The sequence below is a fragment of the Bacillus sp. ISL-45 genome (assembly GCF_018613195.1).
Lineage (GTDB): Bacteria > Bacillota > Bacilli > Bacillales > Cytobacillaceae > Mesobacillus.
On sequence record NZ_JAGGQQ010000006.1, the window covers coordinates 61,730 to 86,708 of the forward strand.

Annotated in this window: 24 protein-coding genes and 1 pseudogene; 24 read left to right on the forward strand and 1 reads right to left on the reverse strand. The window is 45.6% G+C overall.

Annotated elements, in window-relative coordinates; translation table 11 throughout:
• The first annotated feature begins 1 nt into the window (after position 1).
• From J7E35_RS08490 to J7E35_RS08510, 5 genes and pseudogenes are all read left to right on the forward strand, one after another.
• Positions 2–1,519: a class I adenylate-forming enzyme family protein gene (locus J7E35_RS08490; RefSeq protein WP_214778852.1), complete on the forward strand. Its 1,518-nt coding sequence runs from the start codon at positions 2–4 to the stop codon at positions 1,517–1,519.
• A gap of 24 nt (positions 1,520–1,543) precedes the next feature.
• Positions 1,544–2,436, forward strand: a pseudogene (locus tag J7E35_RS08495) (R2-like ligand-binding oxidase).
• A 39-nt stretch (positions 2,437–2,475) separates the two neighbouring features.
• Positions 2,476–4,005 carry an aldehyde dehydrogenase family protein gene (locus J7E35_RS08500; protein ID WP_214778854.1) on the forward strand — a complete coding sequence of 510 codons (1,530 nt, stop codon included), beginning with the start codon at positions 2,476–2,478 and terminating at the stop codon, positions 4,003–4,005.
• Between the two features lie 34 nt (positions 4,006–4,039).
• Positions 4,040–5,254: an iron-containing alcohol dehydrogenase gene (locus J7E35_RS08505; RefSeq protein ID WP_214778855.1), complete on the forward strand. Its 1,215-nt coding sequence runs from the start codon at positions 4,040–4,042 to the stop codon at positions 5,252–5,254.
• Between the two features lie 87 nt (positions 5,255–5,341).
• On the forward strand, positions 5,342–6,556 hold the full coding sequence (locus J7E35_RS08510) for an acyl-CoA dehydrogenase family protein (protein ID WP_214779334.1): 1,215 nt from the start codon (positions 5,342–5,344) through the stop codon (positions 6,554–6,556).
• Positions 6,557–6,648: 92 nt separating this feature from the next.
• On the opposite strand, the gene J7E35_RS08515 is transcribed toward J7E35_RS08510, so the two are convergent.
• A complete protein-coding gene (locus J7E35_RS08515; RefSeq protein ID WP_214778857.1) occupies positions 6,649–7,698 on the reverse strand; it encodes a M42 family metallopeptidase in 1,050 nt (349 codons plus the stop codon).
• A gap of 146 nt (positions 7,699–7,844) precedes the next feature.
• Between J7E35_RS08515 and J7E35_RS08520 the strand changes: the two genes are divergently transcribed.
• From J7E35_RS08520 to J7E35_RS08610, 19 genes are all read left to right on the forward strand, one after another.
• Positions 7,845–8,744, forward strand: coding sequence for a superoxide dismutase (locus tag J7E35_RS08520; RefSeq protein WP_214778859.1), 900 nt, complete (start codon positions 7,845–7,847; stop codon positions 8,742–8,744).
• A gap of 175 nt (positions 8,745–8,919) precedes the next feature.
• Positions 8,920–9,231 (forward strand): DUF3892 domain-containing protein, encoded by a 312-nt coding sequence (locus tag J7E35_RS08525; RefSeq protein ID WP_214778862.1) that lies wholly within the window; start codon positions 8,920–8,922, stop codon positions 9,229–9,231.
• A 266-nt stretch (positions 9,232–9,497) separates the two neighbouring features.
• Positions 9,498–10,673, forward strand: coding sequence for an acyl-CoA dehydrogenase family protein (locus tag J7E35_RS08530; RefSeq protein WP_214778864.1), 1,176 nt, complete (start codon positions 9,498–9,500; stop codon positions 10,671–10,673).
• A gap of 48 nt (positions 10,674–10,721) precedes the next feature.
• Positions 10,722–11,486: a beta-ketoacyl-ACP reductase gene (locus J7E35_RS08535; protein ID WP_214778867.1), complete on the forward strand. Its 765-nt coding sequence runs from the start codon at positions 10,722–10,724 to the stop codon at positions 11,484–11,486.
• A 17-nt stretch (positions 11,487–11,503) separates the two neighbouring features.
• Positions 11,504–11,953 (forward strand): MaoC family dehydratase N-terminal domain-containing protein, encoded by a 450-nt coding sequence (locus J7E35_RS08540; protein WP_214778869.1) that lies wholly within the window; start codon positions 11,504–11,506, stop codon positions 11,951–11,953.
• A complete protein-coding gene (locus J7E35_RS08545) occupies positions 11,950–12,357 on the forward strand; it encodes a MaoC/PaaZ C-terminal domain-containing protein (protein ID WP_214778871.1) in 408 nt (135 codons plus the stop codon). The genes J7E35_RS08540 and J7E35_RS08545 overlap by 4 nt, the downstream gene beginning before the upstream one ends.
• A 273-nt stretch (positions 12,358–12,630) precedes the next feature.
• The gene (locus tag J7E35_RS08550) at positions 12,631–13,776 is read left to right on the forward strand and encodes an acyl-CoA dehydrogenase family protein (protein WP_214778873.1); all 1,146 of its coding nucleotides are present in this window, start codon (positions 12,631–12,633) and stop codon (positions 13,774–13,776) included.
• Between the two features lie 49 nt (positions 13,777–13,825).
• Positions 13,826–15,031 carry an acyl-CoA dehydrogenase family protein gene (locus tag J7E35_RS08555; RefSeq protein WP_214778874.1) on the forward strand — a complete coding sequence of 402 codons (1,206 nt, stop codon included), beginning with the start codon at positions 13,826–13,828 and terminating at the stop codon, positions 15,029–15,031.
• 13 nt (positions 15,032–15,044) lie between these two features.
• Positions 15,045–15,818 carry an SDR family oxidoreductase gene (locus tag J7E35_RS08560; protein WP_214778875.1) on the forward strand — a complete coding sequence of 258 codons (774 nt, stop codon included), beginning with the start codon at positions 15,045–15,047 and terminating at the stop codon, positions 15,816–15,818.
• Positions 15,819–15,833: 15 nt separating this feature from the next.
• Positions 15,834–17,003 carry a thiolase family protein gene (locus J7E35_RS08565; RefSeq protein WP_214778876.1) on the forward strand — a complete coding sequence of 390 codons (1,170 nt, stop codon included), beginning with the start codon at positions 15,834–15,836 and terminating at the stop codon, positions 17,001–17,003.
• Positions 17,004–17,033: 30 nt separating this feature from the next.
• On the forward strand, positions 17,034–18,089 hold the full coding sequence (locus tag J7E35_RS08570) for a phosphotransferase family protein (RefSeq protein WP_214778877.1): 1,056 nt from the start codon (positions 17,034–17,036) through the stop codon (positions 18,087–18,089).
• A 34-nt stretch (positions 18,090–18,123) separates the two neighbouring features.
• Positions 18,124–18,837 (forward strand): 2-phosphosulfolactate phosphatase, encoded by a 714-nt coding sequence (locus J7E35_RS08575; RefSeq protein ID WP_251009558.1) that lies wholly within the window; start codon positions 18,124–18,126, stop codon positions 18,835–18,837.
• A gap of 34 nt (positions 18,838–18,871) precedes the next feature.
• A complete protein-coding gene (locus J7E35_RS08580; protein ID WP_214778880.1) occupies positions 18,872–19,234 on the forward strand; it encodes an alpha/beta hydrolase in 363 nt (120 codons plus the stop codon).
• The gene (locus J7E35_RS08585) at positions 19,224–19,826 is read left to right on the forward strand and encodes an alpha/beta hydrolase (protein ID WP_214778882.1); all 603 of its coding nucleotides are present in this window, start codon (positions 19,224–19,226) and stop codon (positions 19,824–19,826) included. The genes J7E35_RS08580 and J7E35_RS08585 overlap by 11 nt, the downstream gene beginning before the upstream one ends.
• 18 nt (positions 19,827–19,844) lie before the next feature.
• Positions 19,845–21,521, forward strand: coding sequence for a long-chain fatty acid--CoA ligase (locus J7E35_RS08590; RefSeq protein WP_214779336.1), 1,677 nt, complete (start codon positions 19,845–19,847; stop codon positions 21,519–21,521).
• A gap of 44 nt (positions 21,522–21,565) precedes the next feature.
• Positions 21,566–22,429, forward strand: a complete 864-nt coding sequence (locus tag J7E35_RS08595; protein WP_214778883.1) for a branched-chain amino acid ABC transporter permease — start codon at positions 21,566–21,568, stop codon at positions 22,427–22,429.
• Positions 22,429–23,454: a branched-chain amino acid ABC transporter permease gene (locus J7E35_RS08600; protein WP_214778885.1), complete on the forward strand. Its 1,026-nt coding sequence runs from the start codon at positions 22,429–22,431 to the stop codon at positions 23,452–23,454. The genes J7E35_RS08595 and J7E35_RS08600 overlap by 1 nt, the downstream gene beginning before the upstream one ends.
• A 2-nt stretch (positions 23,455–23,456) precedes the next feature.
• The gene (locus tag J7E35_RS08605) at positions 23,457–24,221 is read left to right on the forward strand and encodes an ABC transporter ATP-binding protein (protein WP_214778887.1); all 765 of its coding nucleotides are present in this window, start codon (positions 23,457–23,459) and stop codon (positions 24,219–24,221) included.
• Positions 24,172–24,921, forward strand: a complete 750-nt coding sequence (locus tag J7E35_RS08610; protein ID WP_251040847.1) for an ABC transporter ATP-binding protein — start codon at positions 24,172–24,174, stop codon at positions 24,919–24,921. The genes J7E35_RS08605 and J7E35_RS08610 overlap by 50 nt, the downstream gene beginning before the upstream one ends.
• Positions 24,922–24,979 lie beyond the last annotated feature (58 nt).

A 24,979-nucleotide genomic window follows, 5' to 3' on the forward strand; every position in this document is an offset into this window, starting at 1 on the left:
AATGAAGCTGAAAGAGCTGCTTGAAAATAATATCAGTAAATACGGGGAATATCCATTTATCTATTATAAAGACCTGCAATATACAAACATTGAAACGAGGCAGTACGCTGACCGGATAGCGAATGGTCTCCAAAAGCTCGGAGTGGGAAAAGGCGACCGAATTGTCGTCTGTATGCCAAATAACCCAGAAGTGATATTTTCCTATCAGGGCATTACCAGAAGCGGTGCCATCATTGTTCCAATTATGTTCACCCTTCATCCGAAAGAAATTCAGTACATCATTAAAAATTGTGAAGCCAAAGTTGTCATTGCCTCTTCCTATACAGCAGAAAATTTGAAAAAGGCGTTAGAAGCCCTGGAAGTCAAACCAACCCTGGTCGTTACAGATCTTCCTGGTAGTAATGATTTTTTAAACCTCTATGATCTGATGTCTTCGGAATCAGCTGACTCCGAGGATGATTCTGACGAAAACGAAACCGCCGTGATTTTATATACCTCAGGAACGACTGGAAATCCGAAAGGCGTTCTATTGACCCACAAAAATCTCTACACCAATGCAGTCAACTCCGCAGCCCATAATGAAACCGAAAGAGGCGTTACGATTGGCGTCCTTCCGTTAGCGCATGTATATGGTCTTACCATATCGAATACGTGCTATATAACGGGAAGTTCAGTTGTTGTTTTCGCCCGGTTTGATCCAGAAGAAATTTTCAAAGCTATTGAGACTTATAAAGTAAAAGCTTTCTCCGCAGTCCCTGCTATGATTCATGCAATGGTTGGCAGCCCAAAAGCCGACCAATATGATACATCCTCCCTTGAGTGGATTGGCTCAGGGTCCGCACCGCTGCCTATCGCGCTCCTGAACGGTTTTACCCAGAAGTTCGGCGCGAAAGTATTTGAGGGTTATGGATTATCAGAAGCAGCCCCAATCGTAACAGCGCATAATAAAAAAATTGAAATAAAACCAGGTTCAGTCGGAATACCGATTCCAGGGGTCAACATAAAAATTGTTGATGATCAGGGAAGTGAAGTCCCTGCAGGAAAGGTTGGCGAATTGATTGTCTCAGGTGACAATGTTACCCGGGGATACTACCAGAATAGTGAAGAAACAAACAAGGTAATCAAGGAAGGCTGGCTTTTCACCGGTGATATGGCCAGAGTTGATAACGAAGGCTATCTCTATATTGTCGACAGAAAAAAGGATTTGGTGATCAGGGGCGGCTTCAATGTATATCCTCGTGACATTGAAGAGCTGCTGAACGCCCATGAGTCTGTCTCGGAAGCCGCGGTTGTCGGTATACCTGACGAAATGATGGGCGAGGAAATTGTTGCATGTGTCGTGAAAAATGCGGGCGCATCACCAACAGAAGAAGAACTGATCCTTTACTGCCAGGACAATCTGGCCAAAAACAAAACACCGAAGCGGATTGTTTTTATGGAAGCTATGCCACGGAACGGAGTCGGCAAGATCCTCAAGACCCGTCTAAGAGAAACAACTGCTACTATCATCACAAAATAAGCGATTTACCGAGGAGGAGTGCAAGTGGAACAAAGAACAATATTAACAACCAGCAAGCGGGGGTTGCAGACGGACTCATTCCCATTCCGTCTCTATCAAAAAGCGAAGAAATTCGGCATCTGGAACCCTGCTGACATTGATTTTACCCAGGACCAACAAGACTGGAGGCAGCTTGACGCCGAACAGCAAAATGATATTCTGCGCCTGATTTCACAGTTCCAGGCTGGTGAGGAAGCCGTTACCCTCGATTTGCTGCCGCTGATCATGGCCATTGCTAAGGAAAACAGGCTGGAGGAGGAAATGTTTTTAACCACCTTCTTATTTGAAGAAGCCAAGCATACAGAGTTCTTCCGGCTTGTCCTGAATGCGCTGGGTGAAACAGGTGACCTATCAGGACACCATACAGCTACGTATAAAACGATTTTTTATGAAATCCTGCCGACTGCGATGGACAGGTTGCTTTTAGACCAATCACCTGAAGCTATTGCCGAAGCAGCGACTGTTTACAATATGTTCGTTGAGGGAGTCCTTGCTGAAACAGGCTACTACTCATTCTATCAAAATCTTGAAACACTCGGTTTGATGCCAGGACTGCTCAGGGGGATTGGGAATTTGAAAAGAGATGAATCCAGGCATATTGGCTATGGGACCTTCCTGCTGCAAGATTGATTTGTGAGCATCCACATTTATACGAGTTTGTTGAAGGTAAAATGCAGGAATTGACCCCGCTTGCCATCCGTTTGAACCAGGAGGGATTCAAGGGGAAGGATGTAAGTACTTTCGGAAATCAGATCGAAGATACAATGAATTTTACAATGAAACAGCTTTCTGTCCGGATGGAAATCCTCTCCCGTGCAAGGGGCAAGCGGATTGAAGAGATTTATAGAGTTACAGAAACCGAGATGGGTGTTCTATAAAGAAATAACCAATTTAAAAGAGATAGAGGAGGAAGCAAAATGACTGTAAATCTCGATGTAAAAACGTTCCCGTTATTCATTAATGGAAAATGGGAGGCAGCGAGCAGCCAGGAAACATTTGATGTTTATAATCCGGCGACTGGAGAACTGGTGGCACGAGTGGCAAAAGGGAATGCAGCCGATGTGGACAGGGCCGTTGACGCAGCACGTAAGGCATTTGATGAAACCGACTGGAAGGATATGAAGCCAAAGGACAGATCGAAAGTGCTTTATGCAATTTCCTATCAAATAGCTGCCCATGCAGAAGAATTGGCTTACCTTGAAGCGGTCAGTTCCGGCGGTACGGTGAGGAGAATTGGCGCAAATGATATTCTGCAAATGGTCGATTTGTTCCAGACATTAGCCAAGTTCGTTGAAGAATATGAATTCTCGGAAACGCTGCCAAGTCCGCCATTCCCGGGACCGGCACATAATTTTATCTGGCGCGAACCAATCGGAGTTTGCACAGCGATTACTCCTTGGAACCTGCCAATGGTGATCGCTACATGGAAAATCGCTCCAGCTTTGGCAATGGGAAATGCGGTTGTCGTCAAGCCGGCAAGCTACACTCCTTTATCGACTTTGAAGCTGGCTGAAATCATTTCACAGGTCGTCCCTCCTGGAGTCATTAATGTCGTGACTGGCCCTGGTGCTGAAGTTGGGGAAAAGCTGGCAAGTCACCCAAAAGTTGATAAGGTTGCCTTTACAGGGTCGACTGAAGTGGGCCGAAAGGTGATGCAGCTGGCCGCAGGGACAATTAAGAACACAACACTTGAGCTTGGCGGTAAGTCACCTAACATCATTTTGGAGGATGCTGACTTAAGCATCGCACTGCCAGGAAGCTTATTTGGAGTGTTCCTCCACTCGGGCCAGCTTTGTGAATCGGGCACGAGACTGTTTGTTCCGGATCATTTGCATGATGTGATCGTTGAAAATCTTGTCAAGCTGGCTGGGAAAATCAAGCTTGGCAATCCACTTGACCCTGCAACTGATGTGGGACCGGTCATTTCCAAAAAGCAAAAAGAAACGATTTTATCTTATATTGAAGCAGGAAAAGCAGAAGGAGCCACCCTAGTTTGCGGCGGAAACGAAGCTATGGTTGCTGGCTGTGAAAATGGACATTTTATTCAACCAACAATCTTCACAAATGTAACCAATGACATGAAAATTGCCCGTGAAGAAATCTTCGGTCCGGTCTTGTCTGTGATTCGATATACAGATGTTGATGAAGCAATCAAAATGGCGAATGACTCGATCTACGGTCTAGCTGCCGGCGTATGGACCAGGGATGTGAATAAAGCTTATGAGGTTGCCCGCAAGCTGCAGGCAGGTGTGGTCTGGATCAATGACTGGCATATGCTGCGCAATGATGCCCCATTTGGCGGATACAAGCAGAGCGGAATCGGCCGCGAAATGGGCAAGCATTCACTGGATGCCTACACTCAAGTCAAGCATGTGCATACCTCGATGGTTCCTGAAGCACATAAGCGAACATGGTATGGACTGCTTTTATCCAATACAGCTGAATAAACGATTTTCAAAAAATTCATATGAGGTGAAAAGGATGCAAACGACAACATTATCACAGTTCTCCCTTCGTTCAGCAATCTACAGTGGAACAAACTCTCGTGCAATGGTACCTGATTTGTTCAAGGGCTTAGGGTCTAAAAGAGTTGTTCTTTTTAGCGACAGGGGTCTGGAAAAAGCCGGAGTAGTAGATAAAGTCGCACAGATTTTCGAGTTGACAGGTAAAGGTACTGGACCTGAACTTGCTGGGATTTACGTCGACATTGCCCAGGATGCTGAAAGCCGTTCGGTGAATGAAGCTCTCCGGTATGCGAGGGAAGTGGGGGCTGACGGATTGCTCGCTGTCGGAGGCGGCAGCGTGCTTGACACAGTTAAGGGAGTAAAGTATGCCATGCATAAAGGGCTAACCGACATCAAGGAAGCGATCCCCGGCGGCTTTTTATTCGAGCAATTCCCAAAGGCAACCCATATCCCCATCCCGCACATTGCCATTCCGACAACTGCGGGAACAGGATCCGAGGTGTCGCCGATCGCGGTCATTTACAATGAGGACATCCAGATGAAAGGCAATATCATCAATCCTTTCCTCAGTGCGGACATTGCAGTGCTTGACCCTGACTTGACAGTAGGACTGCCGCCGGCAATCACGGCTTTTACCGGCTTTGATGCCCTCACACATGCAATCGAGGCATTTGCATCTCCGAGTGCTACAGCACTGACAGATGCCCATGCCTTGCATGCAATCAGGCTGATTGAAAAAAATCTTCCGATCGCAGTAGCAGAAGGTTCCAATCTTGATGCGAGAATGGAAATGCTTCAGGCCAGCTTAATGGGAATAACCGCCTTCAGTTTTGCCTTGAATGCCATTCCTGTCCATAACTTCGCCCATGCATATGGAGCCTTGTTTAGAATCCCACATGGACTGGCAAATGCCATTTTCCTGCCTGTGGTGATGGAATATGTACCAAGCTTGTATCTTCCAAAGGTAAAAGAGCTAGCCTCAGCATTGCGGGTTGACTTTGATGCTCATGAAGAAAATGAGGACGTACTGGCAAAAGTGATTGAAAAGCTGCGCCTTCTTCAGCATAAGACTGGATTGTCATCGGACTTTACAGAATTCAATTTAACCGAGGAAGACCTTGAGCGGGTTGCGGGTGCCGTTGCCAGGGACCCTGCAGCCGTATCCTTCCCGATGCCAAAAGAACTGATCCAGGCTGTCGGCCAGCAGGTCGTCCCATTAGGTGTAAAATAAAATGGATATAAGAGGGGAATCCGTCTTTGATTCACCCTCTTTTTACAGTTTTCTAACAGCTAAAGTTTATAAAGGAGTGGTTAGATGATGAATTTTGATTTTACTGAGGAGCAAGAGCTATTAAGAAAAACGGTCAGGAGCTTTGTCGATAAGGAAATCATGCCTTATATAAAAGATTGGGATGAGAAACAGCATTTTGAAACAAGTATTTTAACAAGGCTTGCCGACCTGGGACTCATGGGTGTCTGTATACCAGAACAATATGGCGGCAGCGGCATGGATTATAATTCCCTTGCGATCGTATGCGAGGAACTTGAGCGCGGCGACACGGCCTTCAGGACAGCGGTATCGGTGCACACCGGGCTGAACAGCATGACCTTGCTACAGTGGGGGAATGAGGAACAAAAGCATAAGTACCTGGTTCCTCAGTCAAAAGGACAGAAGGGTGGAGCGTTCGGGCTTACCGAACCAAATGCAGGTTCTGATGTAGCCGCCATGCAGACAACGGCGCGTGACGCAGGAGATCACTACGTACTCAATGGATCAAAAACATGGATTTCATTATGTGATGCAGCAGACCATTTTCTGGTGTTTGCCTATACGGATAAAAGTAAAAAACACCACGGCATTTCTGCCTTTATTGTGGAGAGAACCTGGGAAGGATTTTCATCCAAAGCGATAAAAGGAAAGTTGGGTATTAGGGCCGGAAATACCGGTGAAATTTTCTTTGATAATGTAAAGGTCCCTAAAGAAAATTTGCTGGGTCAGGAGGGGGATGGGTTTAAAATTGCAATGTCTGCATTGGATAATGGCCGCTTTACTGTTGCTGCGGGGGCTTGTGGCACAATTATGGCGAGCCTTGAGGCTAGTGTGAAGTACTGTCATGAACGAAGCACTTTTGGCAAAGAGATCGGCAGACACCAGCTCGTCCAGCAAATGATCGCCAAGATGGAAGCGGGGTTGGTACAATCACGATTGCTCGTTTACCGTGCAGGCTGCCTTAAAAACCAGGGCAAGAGGAATACCCGGGAAACCTCGCTTGCCAAGTGGCAGGCATGCGACTATGCCTATGAAGCCGCAAATGATGCCGTCCAAATCCACGGTGCATATGGTTTCTCCAACGAATATCCGGTTGAACGGTATTTAAGGAACGCCAAGGCACCTGTCATTTACGAAGGAACACGAGAAATCCACACAGTCATGCAAGGAGAGTATGTATTAGGATATCGAATCGACAAGCCCTTATCCAATATGCTTCCAGCCTGGCCGTTTGAGTCCGTTACCGAAGAGGCCGTGAAATAAAGAAACGGGAGAGAGTGAGAAGGTACCTCAGCTTTTACCAATATCTCATACAAAAAAGGTGATCACTTCATTGCAGTGATCACCTTTTACTCTTATAAAATCATGTCAGATTGGACGTAGTGGTACAGGAGTTTCGCTGTGTTTTCGATAGAATCCTTATGTGTTCTTTCGAAAGCGTGGGAAGAGTCAATCCCCGGCCCGATAAGGCCATGGATGATATCATGTCCTGAACGGATAGCGGCAGATGCGTCTGATCCGTAGAATGGGTAAATATCGAGTTTGTAGCCGATTTCATTGTCGATTGCAAGCTGAGTCAGCCTTTTCCTCAGCTCGTAATGATATGGGCCACTTGCATCCTTTACGCAGATGGAGACTGTGTACTCATCGGTAGACTGGCCATCACCCATTGCTCCCATATCGACCGCCAGATACTCAACGGTTTCCGGCGTGATATTAGAATTTCCGCCATAGCCAATTTCTTCGTTATTGGATATCAAAAAGTGTGTTGTATAAGGAAGTTCGATGTTTTCTGTCTTAACTTGTTTGATCAACTGAAGCAGGATCGCGACACTTGCCTTATCATCAAGGTGACGTGATTTAATGTATCCTGATGGTGACATTTGAACACGCGGATCAAAAGAAACAAAATCTCCTACTTCAATTCCAAGTGCCCTCACGTCATCCACGCTATGTACTTTTTCATCAATTCGAACTTCCATATTGTCCTGGTTGCGTTCTGCTTTGCCTGCATCCTTGTAGACATGCACAGATGTCTGGTGCATTAAAATCGTTCCGGTAAACTTTTTGCCGCTTGAAGTTTCAATTTCACAATACTCGCCTTCAATCGAGTTATACTTGAAGCCGCCAATCAAATCAAGCTTTAGGCGCCCGCTTGGCTTAATTTCTTTTACAATCGCTCCGAGAGTATCAACATGGGCTGTCAGCATTCTGTGGTTCTGCTGGTCCTTGCCAGGAAGAGTGGCAATCAATCCGCCTTTGCGGTTTCGTTTCGTTTCAACCTGTAGTTCTTTTAAATAATTTTCTACATATGTAATGACTTCATTCGTATTTCCTGAAGGACTTGGGATGCTGACCAATTCCTTTAATAAACTCAACGTTTCCTCTGTATTAGGATATGCCATAATCAAACTCCTCTCATAATAATCTTAACATTCATATTATAAACTTATTACTTGAATCAAAGGAAACATTTATCTTGTTTTACTGTAATCACCTATCAGTTCTGTTCATATTTTGATTATGGATGCTGTTTTGGGGAGGAGATAAAATGAACGGGTATTGGTACAAATATTCATTGCTGCAATGGTGCAGCGAGATGGAAGCGAGATTGGGTTCATATAAAGGGCAGCTCAGGGGATCTGGTGATGAGGCCATATTACAAAAATGGAAGGAAAACCTTCTGACATTGAAACAAGATACGCAACACTCAGTCGATGACGAAGCACTGTATGCTCAGGCGAGAAACTTATATGACGAACTGGACAGTTATTTGGGTGGGTCTGACTTGGAAAGTGAGCGCCAGCAAGGCCAGAGACTTCAGCCTGTCCCTATAGGCGGCCACAGACTTCCTCCGTTGCCTTATGCTTATGATGCGCTTGAGCCTGTGATTGATCAGGAGATAATGAGACTTCACCATTTAAAGCACCACAAGAGCTATGTGAATGGATTGAACAAGGCTGAAAAAGAAATGCAAAAGGCAAGACAAACTGGGGATTTTGGTTTGATTAAACACTGGGAAAGAGAAGCAGCCTTCAATGGGGCTGGACATTATCTTCACACAATCTTTTGGAGCATCATGAGCCCAAATGGCGGCGGCACCCCAAAAGGACAGCTCGGAAAAGCGATCAACGACTCATTTGGCAGCTTTGATGCATTCAAAAAGCATTTTTCAGAAGCAGCGAAAAATGTTGAGGCTGTTGGCTGGGCAATCCTGGTTTGGTCACCGCGTTCCCATAGGCTGGAAATCCTCCAGGCAGAAAAACACCAGAATTTATCGCAATGGGATGTTGTCCCTTTACTTGTCTTGGATGTTTGGGAGCATGCTTATTATCTGCAGTATAAGAACGAGCGGGCTAAATATGTTGAAAACTGGTGGAAGGTAGTCAATTGGAAAGAAGTCGAGCAGCGGTTCAATAAAGCCCGAACATTGGCATGGCAGCCTTTTTGAGGAGTGACTTATTGTCACCCTTTTTTTGTCTAGCTCTTCTGTTAAAGCCCAATGTTGTTATAAAGCCCTGTTGATTAGTGGACGGCGCAGAAAATCAACAGTCGATTTAAACAGAGCATTTTGTATAAAAATCTCCTTATAGCGAACACTAAACATATGTTCGGGAGGTGTTTTTATGGAAAGTAAAGACTTTAACCAGATTTACAATGATTATAAGGAGCAAACCCGGGAGCAAGCGGAACTGGAAGCAAACACACCACAATCAGGAAAAGAACAAATCGTTGCCGTCCGTAAAAATGATGATGGCGACCTGATTGCTTTTAAAACAGAAAGCGGAAGAGAGCTTGATTATATTTCCGCCCTAACTGAGGCTAAAGCGGGGAAACTGGACCATGTGGATGTATTCCATAAATATGGCCGGGATATTCTCAGGAGCGAACCTGATGGAATTAAAGAAAACAACCTTGATCATTTACCACATTTCTAGCAGGGAGTATTCCCTGCATTTTTTATTTTTAAGTAATTTATAAGATGATTTAGTTATGGATAACTACAGGTAGTTTTCATAATCCAACTCCAGCGCTTGTCGAGGCTGGACAAGGCGCTTACGCTTTTTATATAAATAACTTGATTTTTCAGAAATTTCACTCTAAAATAAAACTTACATACCAACCGGTAGGTATGTAATTCGGAATCCAGACATATATTTTTAATAGACTTTCAGAATTGAAGAATACGATGGGAGTGACTTGAATGCATTTACGCCTTACAGAAGAACAAAAAATGGTGCAAAAGACCATTCGCCGATTTGTAGAAAAAGAATTAGTGCCGCTCGAAAATGAAGTGTTAAGAAATGAAAGAGAAGGACGTCCAAGCCTTCCTCCCGGAAAAATGCTTGAACTGCAGCTGAAAGCTAAAGAGGCGGGATTCTGGGGAATCAATACACCGGAACAATATGGCGGTGCAGATTTGGGCCAGATGATGATGGCCATCGTCCTGATGGAAGTTTCTAAAACGTTCGTGCCATTCCAATTTGGCGGTTCAGCAGACAACATTCTTTATTATGGAAATGAAGAGCAAAAGCAGAAGTACCTGATTCCAACCATCAATGGTGATAAAAAATCGTGCTTCGCGATGACAGAGCCTGGGGCGGGGTCGGATACAAGAAATATAAAAATGACGGCTGTGAAGGACGGGAATGAATGGGTCCTGAATGGTGAAAAGACGTTCATAACAGGCGGAAACGAAGCAGACTTTGTCATGGTCATTGCGATCACTGATAAAGAAAAACACCGTGCCACAGGCCGTGACGGGGTAACCTGTTTTATCGTCGACCGTGAAATGGGCTGGAAATCAGAATTCATACATACGATGGGCGAATGGGGACCGGCGGGGCTGGTATTTGATAACGTCCGCGTACCAGAGGAGAATATCCTGGGCGAAGTCGATGGCGGCTATAAACTGGGATTGGAATGGATCGGATTCGCAAGATGGGTTGTTGGCGCCAGGGCGATTGGTGCCGCTGAGCGCTTGCTGCAAATGGCCATTGATTATTCCAAAGAGCGGATTACCTTTGGCAAACCGATTGCTGAAAGACAAGCTATCCAGTGGATGATTGCCGATTCTGCTGTGGAAATCGAAGCGGCAAGATGGCTCGTGCTTAATGCGGCTTATACACTTGATGCCGGTGAAGATAACAGGCATATGGCATCGATGGCAAAATTGTATGGCTCAAATATGGGCAACAGAGTTGTCGACCGAGTCATGCAAATTCACGGCGGTATGGGCTACACAAGGGAATTGCCAATCGAGCGCTGGTACCGTGAAGCCAGACTTTGGAGAATTTACGACGGCACGGATGAAATACAGCGGATGATCATTGCCAGGGACCTATTGAAAGGGCATGTGAAGATTGGCCAGTTTGTATAACGGACAAATGAAAGCGTTAACAGTTCGATAGATAGAGGAGGAAATAGAATGGCAGGAAGATTTGAGGGAAGAGTTGCTTTTGTGACGGGAGGCAGCAGAGGAATCGGAAAAGGGATTGTTCAGCTTTTCGCCGAGGAAGGAGCAAAGGTAGCTTTTATTGACTTGAATGAGGAGGCATTGGCGGAAACAACAAACGAGTTGCGCGAGAAGGGATATGACGTTTACTCCAAGGTAGCGAATGTGACGGACTCCGAGCAGGTTGAACAGGCAATGAAAGAAGTGCAAGACACTTTTGGCTCTGTCGACATCCTTGTGAACAACGCCGGCGTTATCCGCGATAACCTGCTTTTTAAAATGACGGATTCCGACTGGCAAACCGTCATGGACGTTCACCTTAAAGGTTCATTCAATGCAGCGAAAGCAGCTCAGAAGTATATGGTTGAACAGAAATATGGCCGGATTATCAATATATCCTCAACCTCCGCCCTTGGAAACAGGGGCCAGGCAAACTATGCAGCTGCCAAGGCAGGTCTCCAGGGTTTCACTAAAACTCTTGCAATCGAACTTGGCCGTTATGGAATAACAGCCAACTCGGTCGCACCTGGGTTTATTGAGACAGAAATGACGAAGGAAACTGCAGCTCGTATCGGAATCTCATTCGATGACCTGATTAAACACAGTGTCGCTGGCATTCCGGTCGGCAGGAGCGGAAAACCTGCGGATATCGCCAACGCAGTCGCGTTCTTTGCTGATGAAAAATCGTCCTTTGTCAACGGCCAGGTCATTTATGTAGCTGGCGGTCCAAAAAATTAATGTGAGGTGACAAGTCAGTGTTCAAAGAGCATATTGGCAAACAATCCAATAAAGTAAAAAACTTTGTGGAACGCGGCGCTGTCAGGAAATTTGCCGAAGCCATCGGAGATCTTCATCCCATTTTCATTGATGAGGAAACAGGCAAAAAGTCACGATATAACAGGAACATTGCGCCGCCTACATTTCCAAGGGCTTTCGATTACGGAACAATACAGGGGCTGAATCTTCCTAATAAAGGTCTGATCCATGGGGAACAGACTTATCACTACGAGCGACCATTGCTGGTAGGTGAAGAAATAATCTGTTACTCGGTGGTCAAAAATTATTTCGAAAAGAAAGGAACCCAGGGTGAAATGGGCTTCCTGGTATTAGAAAGCTTTGGTGAAGACGAAATGGGGAAACTAGTCTTTTCCTCCACGCAAACGGTCATTATCACAGAAGCGGTAAGGAAGGTGCTGATCGGATGAGCAGTTTAGCAGGATTGAAGGCAGGAGAATCCCTGAAGGAGGTTCAGCTAGATCCGGTCGACCGGATTACCCTGATTAAATATGCCGGTGCTTCAGGAGATTACAATCCAATCCATACAATCGATGAAGAAGCGAAAAAAGCGGGGCTGCCGGGAATCATTGCTCACGGCATGTGGACAATGGGGAACCTGGCAAAGCTTTTCACCGAATTTTATGAGGAAGGATTCATTCAAGATTATACAATTCGTTTTAAAGGAATGGTCTTCCTGAATGACGTCGTCACTCTCAAGGCAGAACTGGCAGAGGAAAATGAAAACACCCTTAGGTTCAACGTTAGAGCAGTCAATCAAAATGGCAATGAAGTCATTAAGGGAGATGTCCTGTACCATCGGTATGCTTCTTAATAACCAAAACCCGGCATAGAATTGCTGGGTTTATTCCTATAGCGGAGGCTTGGATGCCATTTAGGAATATAACGGGATTTTTGAAAATAGTTTTCAGGATTAAAACAAAAATTTCAGGAATAAAGCCCCGAGTTTCAGGAATAAACACATATTTTCAGGAATAAAGCCGCGAGTTTAAGGAATAAACACAAATTTTAAGGAATAAAGAGGTTAGATTCTGTCCTAAACCCCTATTTCAATAAAGAAATAGCAGAAACGAGGTGTTGAACCCAAGTGAACTTTGATTTTGACGAGGATTTACTGACATTAAAAAGAAATGTCCGTGATTTCATCCAGAGTGAGATCGAGCCTGTTGCGATGAAAATTGAAGAAGAGGAAAAAATCCCGGAAAACATCATCCAGCTTTCCAGGGAAATAGGCCTTTTCGGATTAAGCATACCGGAGGCATACGGCGGGCTGGGTATCGGCATGGTGGAGAAATGTGCATTGTATGAGGAAATCGGCCAGACCCACAATGGCTATACGACTTTGATTGGTGCCCATACTGGGATCGGCACAGTCGGGATTGTCGAGCTGGGCAATGAGCAGCAAAAGCGAAAATATTTGCCTGCTATGGCCAGCGGAGAGAAAATCGGTGCCTTTGCCCTGACAGAACCTGATGCCGGTTCGAATGCAGCTAATTTAAAGACGACTGCTGTGAAAAAAGGCGATATATATGTGCTGAAAGGTTTGAAGCACTATATTACGAATGCATTAGAGGCAAGTGTATTTACAGTGATGGCAGTGACAGACCATGAAAAAGGAGCGAAAGGAATCACTTCGTTTATCGTCGAAAAGGACTTTCCTGGCTTCAAGGTCGGAAAAACGGAAAAAAAGATGGGCCTAAAGGGATCCCATTCTGCTGAATTGGTGTTCGAGGATTGCGAGGTTCCGGTTGAAAATGTTCTTGGGACTGAAGGGCATGGTTATGTAAATGCCTTGAAAATACTGGCCAATGGAAGGGCAGGCCTCGCGGCGCGTAATCTGGGGTCCTCCCAAAAGCTCCTTGACATGTCTGTTGCCTATGCCAAAGAGAGGATCCAATTCGGGAAGCCAATCATCAAGCATCAGGCAGTAAGCCATATGCTGGCGGAAATGGCTGTTGAAATCGAAGCACTCAGGTCTTTTACATACCGAGTTGCCTGGATGGTTGATTCCGGACAGAAGGTCATCAAGGAAGCTGCCATGTTAAAGCTATATGGATCCGAGGTTTACAACAGGGTCGCCGATAAAGCAGTGCAGATTCACGGCGGTCTCGGTTATATTTCTGATTATCCGGTCGAAAGATATTTCCGTGATGCACGAATCACAAGAATTTATGAGGGCACGTCGGAAATCCAGAAAAACATTATCACTGCTCAGCTGGAAAAAGAATATTAGGACTTGAACATACCTACTAGTTAGTATGAAAAAGAAAGAGGTGGTATGGATGAATTTTAACCATACGGAGAAGGTCAAGGAATATCAGGCCAGGCTGACTGAGTTCATGGATGAATACATTTATCCAAATGAGAAGGTGTATAAAGACCAAATTGACAAAAAAGACCCCTTCTCCAAAGTTCCCCCAATCATGGAAGAACTTAAGGAGAAAGCGAAAGAAAAAGGGCTCTGGAATCTGTTTTTACCAGAGAGTGAATACGGTGAAGGTCTAACCAATCTGGAATATGCACCACTATGTGAAATCATGGGAAGGTCAAGTATTGCGCCAGAGGTGTTCAACTGTGCTGCGCCTGATACCGGCAATATGGAAGTCCTTGTACGTTATGGAACTGAAGAGCATAAGGAGCAATGGTTAAAGCCTCTCCTGGATGGCGAAATCAGGTCCTGCTTCTCGATGACAGAGCCTGACGTCGCTTCCTCCGATGCAACGAACATCCAGGCAAGCATCATCCGTGATGGAGATGAGTATGTCATTAACGGAACGAAATGGTGGTCTTCAGGTGCTGGAGATCCACGCTGCAAGATTGCCATTGTGATGGGTAAAAATGACCCCGATGCCCCGAAGCATGAGCAGCAATCTATGATTCTTGTTCCTCTTGATACAGCGGGAGTAACGATTAAAAGGATTCTGCCTGTATTCGGATACGACCACGCCCCTCATGGACACGCGGAAATAGAATACAAGAATGTGAGGGTGCCTGCCTCCAATATGCTATGGGGGGAAGGAAAAGGATTTGCGATTGCCCAGGGCCGTCTTGGTCCAGGCAGAATCCATCATTGCATGAGAACGATCGGTGCGGCTGAACGGGCACTTGAAGAGATGTCAAAACGGGTTCTGCAAAGAACTGCATTCGGTAAAAAGCTTGCCGATCAGGGCGTCATACAGGAGTGGATCGCGGAAGCAAGGATTGATATCGAGCAGGCGAGACTCCTTACTTTAAAGGCAGCCTACATGATGGATACAGTCGGCAACAAAGAAGCCAAGGCCGAAATTGCGATGATCAAAGTGGTTGCGCCTAATATGGCCCTCAAAATCATCGACAGGGCGATCCAGGCATTCGGAGCGGCAGGTGTAAGCGATGACTTCACGCTCGCAGCTGCATGGGCGAATATCAGGACTCTAAGATTGGCGGATGGTCCGGATGAAGTACACAAACGAGCGATTGCAAGATACGAACTGAAAAAATACTTGTAAGGAGGATTCATCAATGCATGTATCTGAACTATTTTCACTAAAAGGAAAAGTAGCGATTGTCACAGGCGGAGGCAGGGGTCTCGGGGAGCAAATCGCTATTGGATTCGCAGAGGCAGGTGCGAATGTGGTCGTTTGCTCAAGACGTGTCGAAGCATGCGAAGAAGTTAGCGGGAAGTTGAAGGAAATCGGAGTTGACTCGCTTGCTTTGAAATGTGACATCACCAACCCGGAAGATGTGAAAAACGTAGTAGAACAGACCGTCGAGAAATTCGGCAGGATCGATATCCTTGTCAATAACAGCGGAGCTTCCTGGGGAGCGCCGGCGGAGGAAATGCCGCTTGAAGCATGGCAAAAGGTCCTGAATGTCAATGTAACAGGAACGTTCTTAATGTCACAGACGGCGGGAAAAGTGATGCTGGAGCAAAAATCAGGCAAGATCATCAATATTGCTTCGGTTGCAGGGCTGAAAGGGTCCAATCCCAAAGTTATGGATGCGATTGGATATAACGCAAGCAAAGGTGCTGTCATTACTTTTACAAAGGACCTCGCAGCAAAATGGGGACCGCGAGGAATTTTCGTTAATGCTATTGCACCAGGTTTTTTCCCGACCAAGATGTCAAAGGGTCTGCTTGAAAAAGGCGGCCAGGCGATTCTTGAAGGAACTCCGCTGCGGAAATTCGGATCTGACACTGACCTTAAGGGTGTAGCAGTATTCCTGGCAGCACCAGCATCGGATTATATTACCGGTGATGTAGTGGTAGTCGATGGCGGAACACATGTACTGTAAAAGGAGGCAGCATCCATGAACAGAGATGCAGTGATTGTATCTGCAGTCAGGACAGCAATCGGCAGGCAGGGTGGAGCACTTGCTTCGGTACCTGCCCATGTGTTTGGGGCAGAGGTTATCAAAGAGGCAATCAGGAGGGCAAACGTACAGCCTGAAATGGTCGAGGATGTCATCATGGGGAATGTCATCAGCGGAGGCGGGAACCTTGCCAGGTTGACTGCTCTGCAAACAGGACTTTCACTTGAATTGCCTGGCTTGACGATCGACCGCCAGTGCGGATCAGGTATCAATGCAGTCAATCTTGCAGCCCAGGCAATTAGGGCAGGGGCGGGTGATATCTATGTTGCTGGCGGCATTGAAAGCATGAGCAGGGCACCTTATTTAATGGATAAACCGGAAAGACCTTACAGCCCTGTGCCGCCAGGTTTCAGGAAGTCCCAGCTGTCACCGAAAGAAATCGGCGATCCGCCAATGGGAATCACAGCTGAAAATCTAGTAACAAAATATTCAATCAGCAGGGAAGAACAGGATCAATTCGCGCTTAAAAGCCAGCAAAAAATGGCGGCAGCGATGGCTGAAGGCCGGTTTGACGAACAGATTGTCCCAATCACAATACCAGTCCGAAAAGGTCCACCAGTTATTTTTAACAAGGATGAGCATCCGAGACCGCAAACGACTTTGGAAGCCCTGGCCCAACTTAAGCCAGCTTTTTTACCGAATGGGTCGGTCACAGCCGGAAGCAGTTCTGGCTTGAATGACGCTGCGGCAGCGTTAATTGTTATGTCAAGAATGAAAGCACAGGAATTAGGTGTTAAACCAATGGCGGTCGTAAGGGAGCAGGCAATAGCCGGGGTGGATCCAAATATCATGGGCATTGGACCGGTACCTGCAGTCAGAAAAGTACTTGAAAAGTCTGGTCTGACTCTTGATGACATGGACATCATCGAGATTAACGAAGCATTTGCTGCGCAGGTGATCGCCTGTGACAGAGAGTTAAACATGAATCATTCTAAAGTCAATGTCAATGGCGGGGCAATTGCCCATGGACATCCATTGGGAGCAACAGGAGCGATCTTGATCACAAAAGCGGCTTATGAGCTTGAGCGAAGAGGCGGACGTTACGCCCTCATCACTGCTTGCATTGGCGGCGGCCAGGGAATCGCCACAATCATAGAACGCGAATAAATATTTCATCTAAAAGGAGGAATGGTACTTATGGCTTCTGATACGATTCCAATCAGACAAGGGGAAGAACTTGATACCAGAGCGATCGAAAATTACTTAAGGGAGCATTTACCGAATCTTCCTGAAGTAAACCTGTCGATACAGCAATTCAGCTTTGGAAAATCAAATTTAACCTACCAGCTGAAGATGGGTGACTGGGAGGCGGTTTTACGGCGTCCCCCGCTTGGTCCTGTGGCACCAAAAGCGCATGATATGGAAAGAGAATATAAAATCCTGAAAGAGATCAGCCCTCATTTCGATGCTGCTCCGGAACCTTTTCTATTTGCTGATGAAAGTGTCATCGGAAGTCCATTTTTTGTGATGGAGAGAAAGCGCGGGATTGTCCTTGACACTGATTTTCCTAAAGGCATTACGCCTGGCAGAGAGATATGCAGGTCTTTGTCAGACACAATGGTCAACCACCTTGTAGAGTTGCACAGCATTGATTATACAAAGACAAGGCTTACGGAAATGACAAAACCCGACGGCTTCATGAAAAGGCAGGTCATAGGGTGGATTCGCCGGTATGAACGAGCGGAAACGGATATCGTTCAAGGCGTTGAGCAGTTAAAGCAATGGATGCTGAAGAATGTGTCTGAATCTGAAACGCCGGCAATTATCCATTATGATTACAAATTGAACAATGCCATGTTCAATGAGGAAATGACCGAAATGGTTGGATTATTCGACTGGGAGATGACAACTGTAGGTGATCCGCTAGCTGATTTGGGTGTTGCGATGAGCTATTGGATCGAACCCGACGACTCCGATCTTTTGAAAAAAGGGTTGGGAAAGCCTCCGGTCACGGTAACACCCGGGTTCATGACTCGTGATGAATTTTTGGAGCATTACGCAAGAAAAAGCGGCAGGGATCTGGCTAACATGAATTTTTATCAAACATTTGCTTATTTCAAGCTTGCAGTCATTTGTCAGCAAATCTATTACAGGTGGAAAAAGGGACAGACGAAGGATTCACGGTTTGCACACCTTGATAAGTTTGTCAGCAGCCTGATCCAATATGCCCTTTACATTGCAGAAAAAAAATGACAGAAAGGGCTGAAGGATGATGAAGGTCCACCTTTTGCTAAAAAAAGAGGACATCGATAAACAGAAAATGGCTGACAACAAAATCGCTGTTGTTTTCGATGTACTGCTGGCAACATCTACTATCGCGTCAGCACTTCAGTTCGGCGCGAAAGAAGTAATCCCAGTCCTGGATGGAAAGGCTGCTGAACAGGAAGCTGCCGGCAGGGATAAAGACAGTTTCGTTCTCGTTGGTGAATACCAAGGAAAAACGATCGACGGGTTCCTTTCTCCAAATCCTCTGGAATTGAAAGAAAAAATTGACGGGAAATCTGTCATACTATCTACCACCAATGGGACGGTCGCGCTCAAGAATTCTGCAGAAGCCAACGCAGTATATGCTGCGTCCCTGTTGAACTGCAAGGCAGTTGCCAACCATATTATAAAAAGATATCAGGGTGAGACGATCGTAATTGTCTGCTCAGGTTCTTCCAATGAATTTAATGTAGAAGATTTCCAGGGAGCGGGCTGCTTTATTGACGCCCTCATCAAGCAATTCGGCGGCGAGTTCTTTCTAACTGATTCAGCCTATGCTGCGTACAGTTTCTACCATGGGCACAATCAAAATAGTGATGATATTTTAAAAGCTTCCCGAGTTGGACGGATGCTGAGCAAACATGGGTTTGAAAAGGAGCTTGAATTCGTTTCCCAGCAAAATATATTTAAAAAGGTTCCTATGCTTATAGATAAAAAACGGATCATCGCGGTATAAAATGATAGCGTTTACATAAAGGGGAGGAGAGTATATGCAATTAAAACCTGAAGTAAAAGCGCTTCTCGAAGCATTCGCCAACAACCCTGTTCCGCCACTTGAACAGCTGCCATTGGAGGAAGCCAGAAAGGGATTTTCACAATCTGCTAAACAAATGAGCAGAGCTGAAAAACAGGCAAAAACAGAAGACCGGAAGATTACTGGATTTAACGGAGAAATAAAGATCAGGATCTACAACCCTGCGGAAACTGGAGAGTCGAAGCTGCCAGCCATTGTTTACTACCATGGAGGCGGCTGGGTGATCGGCAACATTGAAACACATGATGCCCTCTGCCACACCTTATCAAATGAAGCTGAATGTATAGTCGTTTCTGTGGATTACAGTCTTGCAACCTGAAAGCAAATTTCCAGTAGCAGTTGAAGATTCATATCTAGCTGCTAAATGGGTGTTTGATAACGCTGAAGAGCTGAATATCGATGAAAACTTTATCGCAGTCGCAGGTGATAGTGCAGGAGGAAATCTTGCAGTTGCTGTCAGCTTTCTTTCAGTAGAAAGGCAGACACCGTCGATTGCTTACCAAATGCTGTTTTACCCATCTACAGGCTTTGAATATACGCCATCTTATGAAAAATACGGCGAAGGCTATTATTTAACAAAGTCCACAATGAACTGGTTCCGTGAACAATACCTGAACACACCAGCCGATACACAAAACCCTCTTGCCGCACCTTTGCTGATTCCTGATGATGTAACTGAAAAACTTCCGCCAGCTTTTATTATGACAGCAGAGCTTGACCCTTTATGCGATGGCGGTGAACACTTTGCCATGAAACTGAAAAATGCCGGAGTAGAAACAGAATATGTGTGCGTTCCAGGAATGCTCCATGGTTTCCTCGGAATGACTGAATTTCTGCCAGACGGCAAGAAATCAATCAAAGATGCAGCAGAAGCCTTTAAGAACAGAAAATCCCTTAAACCAGTTGAGTAAAAAAAGGAGGAATGAATGATGCCTAATCTTCATTTTGAGCATTGGCCGAAAATCTCTAAATCTCTGAAATTGCCAGAAACATCACTCTATGAAAATTTAAAAGTCAGTGCAGCGAGATATCCTGATCAGAGTGCGATCTACTATTATGGCAATGCAATTTCCTATAAGGAGCTCAATGAGGAAGTCAACGCCCTTGCAGGCTTCCTTCAGCAGAAGCTGGGAGTTGCAAAAGGGGAAAGAGTCCTGTTATTCATGCAGAACTCCCCGCAATTTGTGATCGGATTCTATGCTATTTCAAGAGCCGATGCAGTTGTTGTGCCCATCAATCCCATGCTTACTGCAGAAGAGCTGAGCTTTTATATCAAGGATTGCGGCATCAAATCCGCACTCGTCGGCCAGGAGCTTTATGACAAGGTCGAGCCGCTCGTAGGAACAACTCCATTAAATAATGTGGTGGTTGCGGCTTATTCTGATTATAAAGGGGATAGTTTCAACGGAACAGTGCCCCCGGAGGCAGAGGCAGCAAGAAAAACTTACGGCCAGTCGGGACATTTCCATTGGAAGGAAGCCATCGAGGCACATTATGAACCTGGAAAGCATACGACCGGGGCAGATGACCTTGTTGTGCTGCCTTATACTTCCGGGACAACCGGGCTGCCAAAAGGCTGTATGCATACGAACCGAACTGTGCAGGCGAATACAATCGGCGCATATCACTGGTCTAGTTCTACCACAAGTTCTGTTCATTTAACCACTCTGCCATTGTTCCATGTTACCGGAATGGTCCACAGCATGCATATGCCGATCTATTCAGGCAGCACAATGGTGCTGATGACAAGATGGAACCGCGAGGCAGCAGTTGAATTGATTCAATCGCAGGGATGCACGCACTGGGTGGCAATTGCAACAATGATCGTCGACTTCCTTGCAAATCCTAAACTAAAAAAAGAGGATATCGCAACGTTAACCTCGATATCAGGCGGCGGTGCAGCGCTCCCTGAGGCTGTTGGAGAAAAACTGTACAAACTTACAGGCCTGAGGTTTGTGGAAGGCTACGGACTTTCAGAAACAATAGCCCAAACCCACTTCAACCCGCCTGACAGGCCTAAGATGCAATGCCTTGGAATCCCGTCTTTTGATGTCGATGCAAGAGTCATTGAACCGTCAACCGGAAAAGAACTTGGGGCAGGAGAGATTGGTGAAATTGTTGTGAATGGCCCTCAGGTAATGGTTGGCTATTACAACAGGGAAGATGAGAACAGGAATTCATTTCTAGACATAGACGGCAAAAAGTTTTTCAGGACAGGGGACATAGGCCGCTTCGATGAAGAAGGATACTACTTCATGGTCGACCGCGTCAAAAGGATGATCAATGCCTCCGGTTATAAGGTATGGCCAACTGAAGTGGAATCGTATCTTTACAAACATCCGGCGATACAGCAGGCGGTGGTTGTTGGTATCCCAGATCCAAGAAGAGGGGAATCCGTGAAGGCCTTCGTCATACTAAATGAGGGGTACGATGGTGCAGTAAGTGAAGATGAAATAATTGAATGGTCCAAACAGCATATGGCGGCGTACAAATATCCGCGTGAGGTCGAGTTCCGGTCACAGTTCCCAATGACAAGCAGCGGCAAGATATTATGGCGTAAATTACAGGAAGAAGAACGGGAAAAGGCTGAAAAGCAGGTCAGGTAAAAAAACCCGTCCAAGGCAGCTATCAAATTTTAAGGAGGATCTTGATGGAGATTTTGGTTCAACAGCTATTCAATGGGCTTACCATAGGAAGTGTTTATGCACTGGTGGCCCTTGGGCTGACTCTAGTTTACGGTATCCTTCATATCCCGAATTTCGCCCACGGTGCCCTGTATATGATGGGTGGTTATATCACATTGATGATGATGGTCCAGTATGGCCTTCATTATTGGCTGGCAATCCTTGTTTCTGTCATTGTTGTCGGACTTATTGGCGTGCTGATGGAACGATTGGTTTTTTACCCATTACGGCACGCACCGCCGATACACGACAAAATTGCGGCAATTGGAATTCTGTTGTTTCTGGAAGCTTTTGCTCAGTATGTCTGGGGAGCGGACTATCAAACAATGCCAACTCCCTATGGCCAGGTCATCCAGTTATTCGGTTTGACCTTTACTATGCAAAGACTGCTCATCATCATTGCGGCGATAGCTGTGATGGTTCTGCTTAATCTTTTCCTGAAAAAGACGTATACAGGGGCATCCATCATCGCCATGTCACAGGACCGTGACGGAGCTAACCTTGTGGGCATTAATACCAACCGGGTCGCGATGCTGACGTTTCTGATATCCGGAGGGCTTGCGGCGATTGCCAGCTCTCTGGCTGCGCCTATCAATCTGGTTTTTCCCGGCATGGGACAGCTCGTCATCTTAAAAGCATTTGTTATCATCATTCTTGGCGGTATGGGCAGCATTCCAGGAGCCATCATCGGCGGTTACATTCTAGGTTTCAGCGAAAGCCTGGGTGCAACGTATATATCAAATGATTATAAAGATATTATCGCGTTCATCCTGCTGGTGATCATTCTATCAGTAAAACCAACAGGTCTCTTTGCAAAGGGGGGACACTAGTGGTGAAGATTATCAATAAACGGAATATCTTTCTGGCCCTTGTGGTTTTTGCCGTCGTTTTTCCATTTGTGACGCAAAATGACTATTTCATCCATATTATGACTCTCTCTTTCATCTGGATGATTGGTGTCTACGGCCTTAATCTATTGGCCGGATATACAGGGTATCTATCATTGGCACATGCTGGTTTTTTTGCTGTTGGTGCGTATTCCCTGGGACTTTTGACAGTAAAAGCGGAGATGAATTTCTGGCTGGCTTTTGTTCTCGCCCTGATCATCACCAGCATTCTTGGATTTTTGGTTGGATTGATTGCACTAAGGACAAAAGAGCACTTCTTTGCCATTTATACGCTTTGTGTAGGGTATATCCTTTACCTTGTCATTGATAAGTGGGACAGCTTAACAGAGGGCGTCCGAGGACTTATTGGGATTCCGGCACCGTCAAATATCGGACCGATTTCCTTTGAAACACCCTTATCACAATATTACCTTGTCCTCGTCATCCTGCTTGTTGTCATCCTGATTGTTTACCGAATTGTGCATTCCCTTACAGGAAGGACTTACATTGCAATACGCAATAGTGAGGATCTGGCGCAAACCATCGGTATATCCACTATGAAAAATAAACTTGAAGCATTCGTACTCTCAACTTTTTTTGCAGGATTATCAGGAGCACTCTATGCTTCATTCATCCGCTTCATCGGCCCTGATATCGGCAATATCGTCATCACATTTGATTTGCTGACCTACCTGTTGATTGGCGGAATCGGCACGCTTTCAGGTCCCATCGTGGGGACTGTTTTGGTCGTCTGGATATCACAGCAGCTGCAATTTCTCCAGGATTACCGCATGCTTATTTTTGGGCCAATTCTTACACTGCTGGTGATCTTTTACCCCCGAGGTATTGCAGGTTCGATTGCTGGATGGAATGCAAAACGTGCTGAGAAAAAGCTTGCACAAGCTCAGCTGGACGAACGGTTTTCACAAAGCACAATTGCTGCAGAAAATCAGGTGAAGGAGGGATAAGGATGTTCCTTGAAACTAAGAGTCTAACAAAGAAATTTGGCGGGTTAACAGCAGTTAATAATGTTGATTTTTCAATTGAAAAGGGTAAAATCAATGCCATCATCGGACCTAATGGTGCCGGAAAGTCTACTTTTTTTAATTTAATCAGCGGCTTCCACCCTCCGAGTTCAGGCAGCATTATGCTGAAAGGTCTGGATATCACCAATATGCCTCCTAATAAAATAGCTGAATTGGGAATCGCGCGCACCTTTCAAACAACCAATCTGTTTGAACAGTCCACTGTACTTGACAATGTAATCGTCGGTCACAGGTTAAGAACAAAATCAAATTTGCTGGATGCGGTTTTTAGATCAAAGAGGTTGAAAAGAGAAGAAGAACAATGCCGTGAAAAAGCTCTTGAAGTGATTCGTTTTACCGGTCTGGAAAAGGTTGCCGGGAAATTGGTTGGCAGCTTGACTCAGGAAGAGAAAAAGCGGACGGCCTTTGCGCTGGCCCTCGCGACAGAACCAGAGATTGTTTTTCTTGATGAGCCTGCGGCCGGCGTCAACCCTGATGAAACCGAGGGGCTGGCTCAATTAATGAAGAAAATGGTTGATATCGGGATTACTGTCTGTCTTATTGAGCACAAAATGCAAATGATCATGAAGCTGGCAGATAAAATCATGGTTCTCAACTACGGAGAGAAAATCGCTGAGGGTACAGCGGACGAAATCAGGAATGATCCCGCTGTCATCAAGGCTTACCTGGGAGGGAGCGCCAGTGCTTAAACTGCAGGATGTTTCAGTAAAATACGGAAGTTTCACAGCTGTCCATCATGTTCAACTTGAGGTTCATCCTGGTCAAATCGTTGTTTTATTAGGGGCAAACGGGGCAGGGAAAAGCACTATTTTCAAGACGATCAGCGGGCTGCACAAACCATCTACTGGAAGTGTCGAATATGAAGGCGAAATCCTTAACAAACGCTCTCCTGATAAAATTGTCCAGTCAGGCATTGTCCAGTGTGCAGAAGGACGCAAACTGTTCCCTTCAATGACAGTAGAGGAGAATTTGAAGATGGGAGCCTATGTCCATAGAAAGCACAAGAAAGGGATAAAGCAGTCGATGAAACACGTATTTGAACTTTTCCCTATTTTAGAAGAGAAGCAGGATGATATGGCTGGTTCACTTAGTGGGGGACAGCAGCAAATGCTTGCGATTGGCAGAGCACTCATGGCAAAACCGAAGCTGATGCTTCTCGACGAACCTTCGATCGGACTCGCTCCGTTGATTGTTGAACAGATGTTTGATGTAATTAAGACCATCAATCGGGAGGGCACCACGATTCTGCTTGCGGAACAAAATGCCAATGCTGCGTTGAAAATTGCCGATAAAGGATATGTTTTTGAAAATGGGGCTATTGTGCTGGAGGGTACTTCAGAGGAGCTGTTCGCAAATGATGAGATTAAGAAAGCTTATATAGGTGCTTAATACAACTTCTGTCTATAGGGAGGTGGTTGCGAAGCGGTTTATGACGATGTTTCTGAAT

Excerpts from the sequence above, each read along its gene's own strand:
- J7E35_RS08560 (WP_214778875.1), top strand. The coding sequence starts at position 15,045 with ATGCATGTATCTGAACTATTTTCACTAAAAGGAAAAGTAGCGATTGTC.
- J7E35_RS08595 (WP_214778883.1), top strand. The coding sequence starts at position 21,566 with ATGGAGATTTTGGTTCAACAGCTATTCAATGGGCTTACCATAGGAAGT.
- J7E35_RS08500 (WP_214778854.1), top strand. The coding sequence starts at position 2,476 with ATGACTGTAAATCTCGATGTAAAAACGTTCCCGTTATTCATTAATGGA.
- J7E35_RS08510 (WP_214779334.1), top strand. The coding sequence starts at position 5,342 with ATGAATTTTGATTTTACTGAGGAGCAAGAGCTATTAAGAAAAACGGTC.
- J7E35_RS08515 (WP_214778857.1), bottom strand. The coding sequence starts at position 7,698 with ATGGCATATCCTAATACAGAGGAAACGTTGAGTTTATTAAAGGAATTG.
- J7E35_RS08535 (WP_214778867.1), top strand. The coding sequence starts at position 10,722 with ATGGCAGGAAGATTTGAGGGAAGAGTTGCTTTTGTGACGGGAGGCAGC.
- J7E35_RS08565 (WP_214778876.1), top strand. The coding sequence starts at position 15,834 with ATGAACAGAGATGCAGTGATTGTATCTGCAGTCAGGACAGCAATCGGC.
- J7E35_RS08580 (WP_214778880.1), top strand. The coding sequence starts at position 18,872 with ATGCAATTAAAACCTGAAGTAAAAGCGCTTCTCGAAGCATTCGCCAAC.
- J7E35_RS08590 (WP_214779336.1), top strand. The coding sequence starts at position 19,845 with ATGCCTAATCTTCATTTTGAGCATTGGCCGAAAATCTCTAAATCTCTG.
- J7E35_RS08610 (WP_251040847.1), top strand. The coding sequence starts at position 24,172 with ATGATCCCGCTGTCATCAAGGCTTACCTGGGAGGGAGCGCCAGTGCTT.
- J7E35_RS08545 (WP_214778871.1), top strand. The coding sequence starts at position 11,950 with ATGAGCAGTTTAGCAGGATTGAAGGCAGGAGAATCCCTGAAGGAGGTT.
- J7E35_RS08555 (WP_214778874.1), top strand. The coding sequence starts at position 13,826 with ATGAATTTTAACCATACGGAGAAGGTCAAGGAATATCAGGCCAGGCTG.
- J7E35_RS08520 (WP_214778859.1), top strand. The coding sequence starts at position 7,845 with ATGAACGGGTATTGGTACAAATATTCATTGCTGCAATGGTGCAGCGAG.
- J7E35_RS08525 (WP_214778862.1), top strand. The coding sequence starts at position 8,920 with ATGGAAAGTAAAGACTTTAACCAGATTTACAATGATTATAAGGAGCAA.
- J7E35_RS08490 (WP_214778852.1), top strand. The coding sequence starts at position 2 with ATGAAGCTGAAAGAGCTGCTTGAAAATAATATCAGTAAATACGGGGAA.
- J7E35_RS08530 (WP_214778864.1), top strand. The coding sequence starts at position 9,498 with ATGCATTTACGCCTTACAGAAGAACAAAAAATGGTGCAAAAGACCATT.
- J7E35_RS08505 (WP_214778855.1), top strand. The coding sequence starts at position 4,040 with ATGCAAACGACAACATTATCACAGTTCTCCCTTCGTTCAGCAATCTAC.
- J7E35_RS08605 (WP_214778887.1), top strand. The coding sequence starts at position 23,457 with ATGTTCCTTGAAACTAAGAGTCTAACAAAGAAATTTGGCGGGTTAACA.
- J7E35_RS08570 (WP_214778877.1), top strand. The coding sequence starts at position 17,034 with ATGGCTTCTGATACGATTCCAATCAGACAAGGGGAAGAACTTGATACC.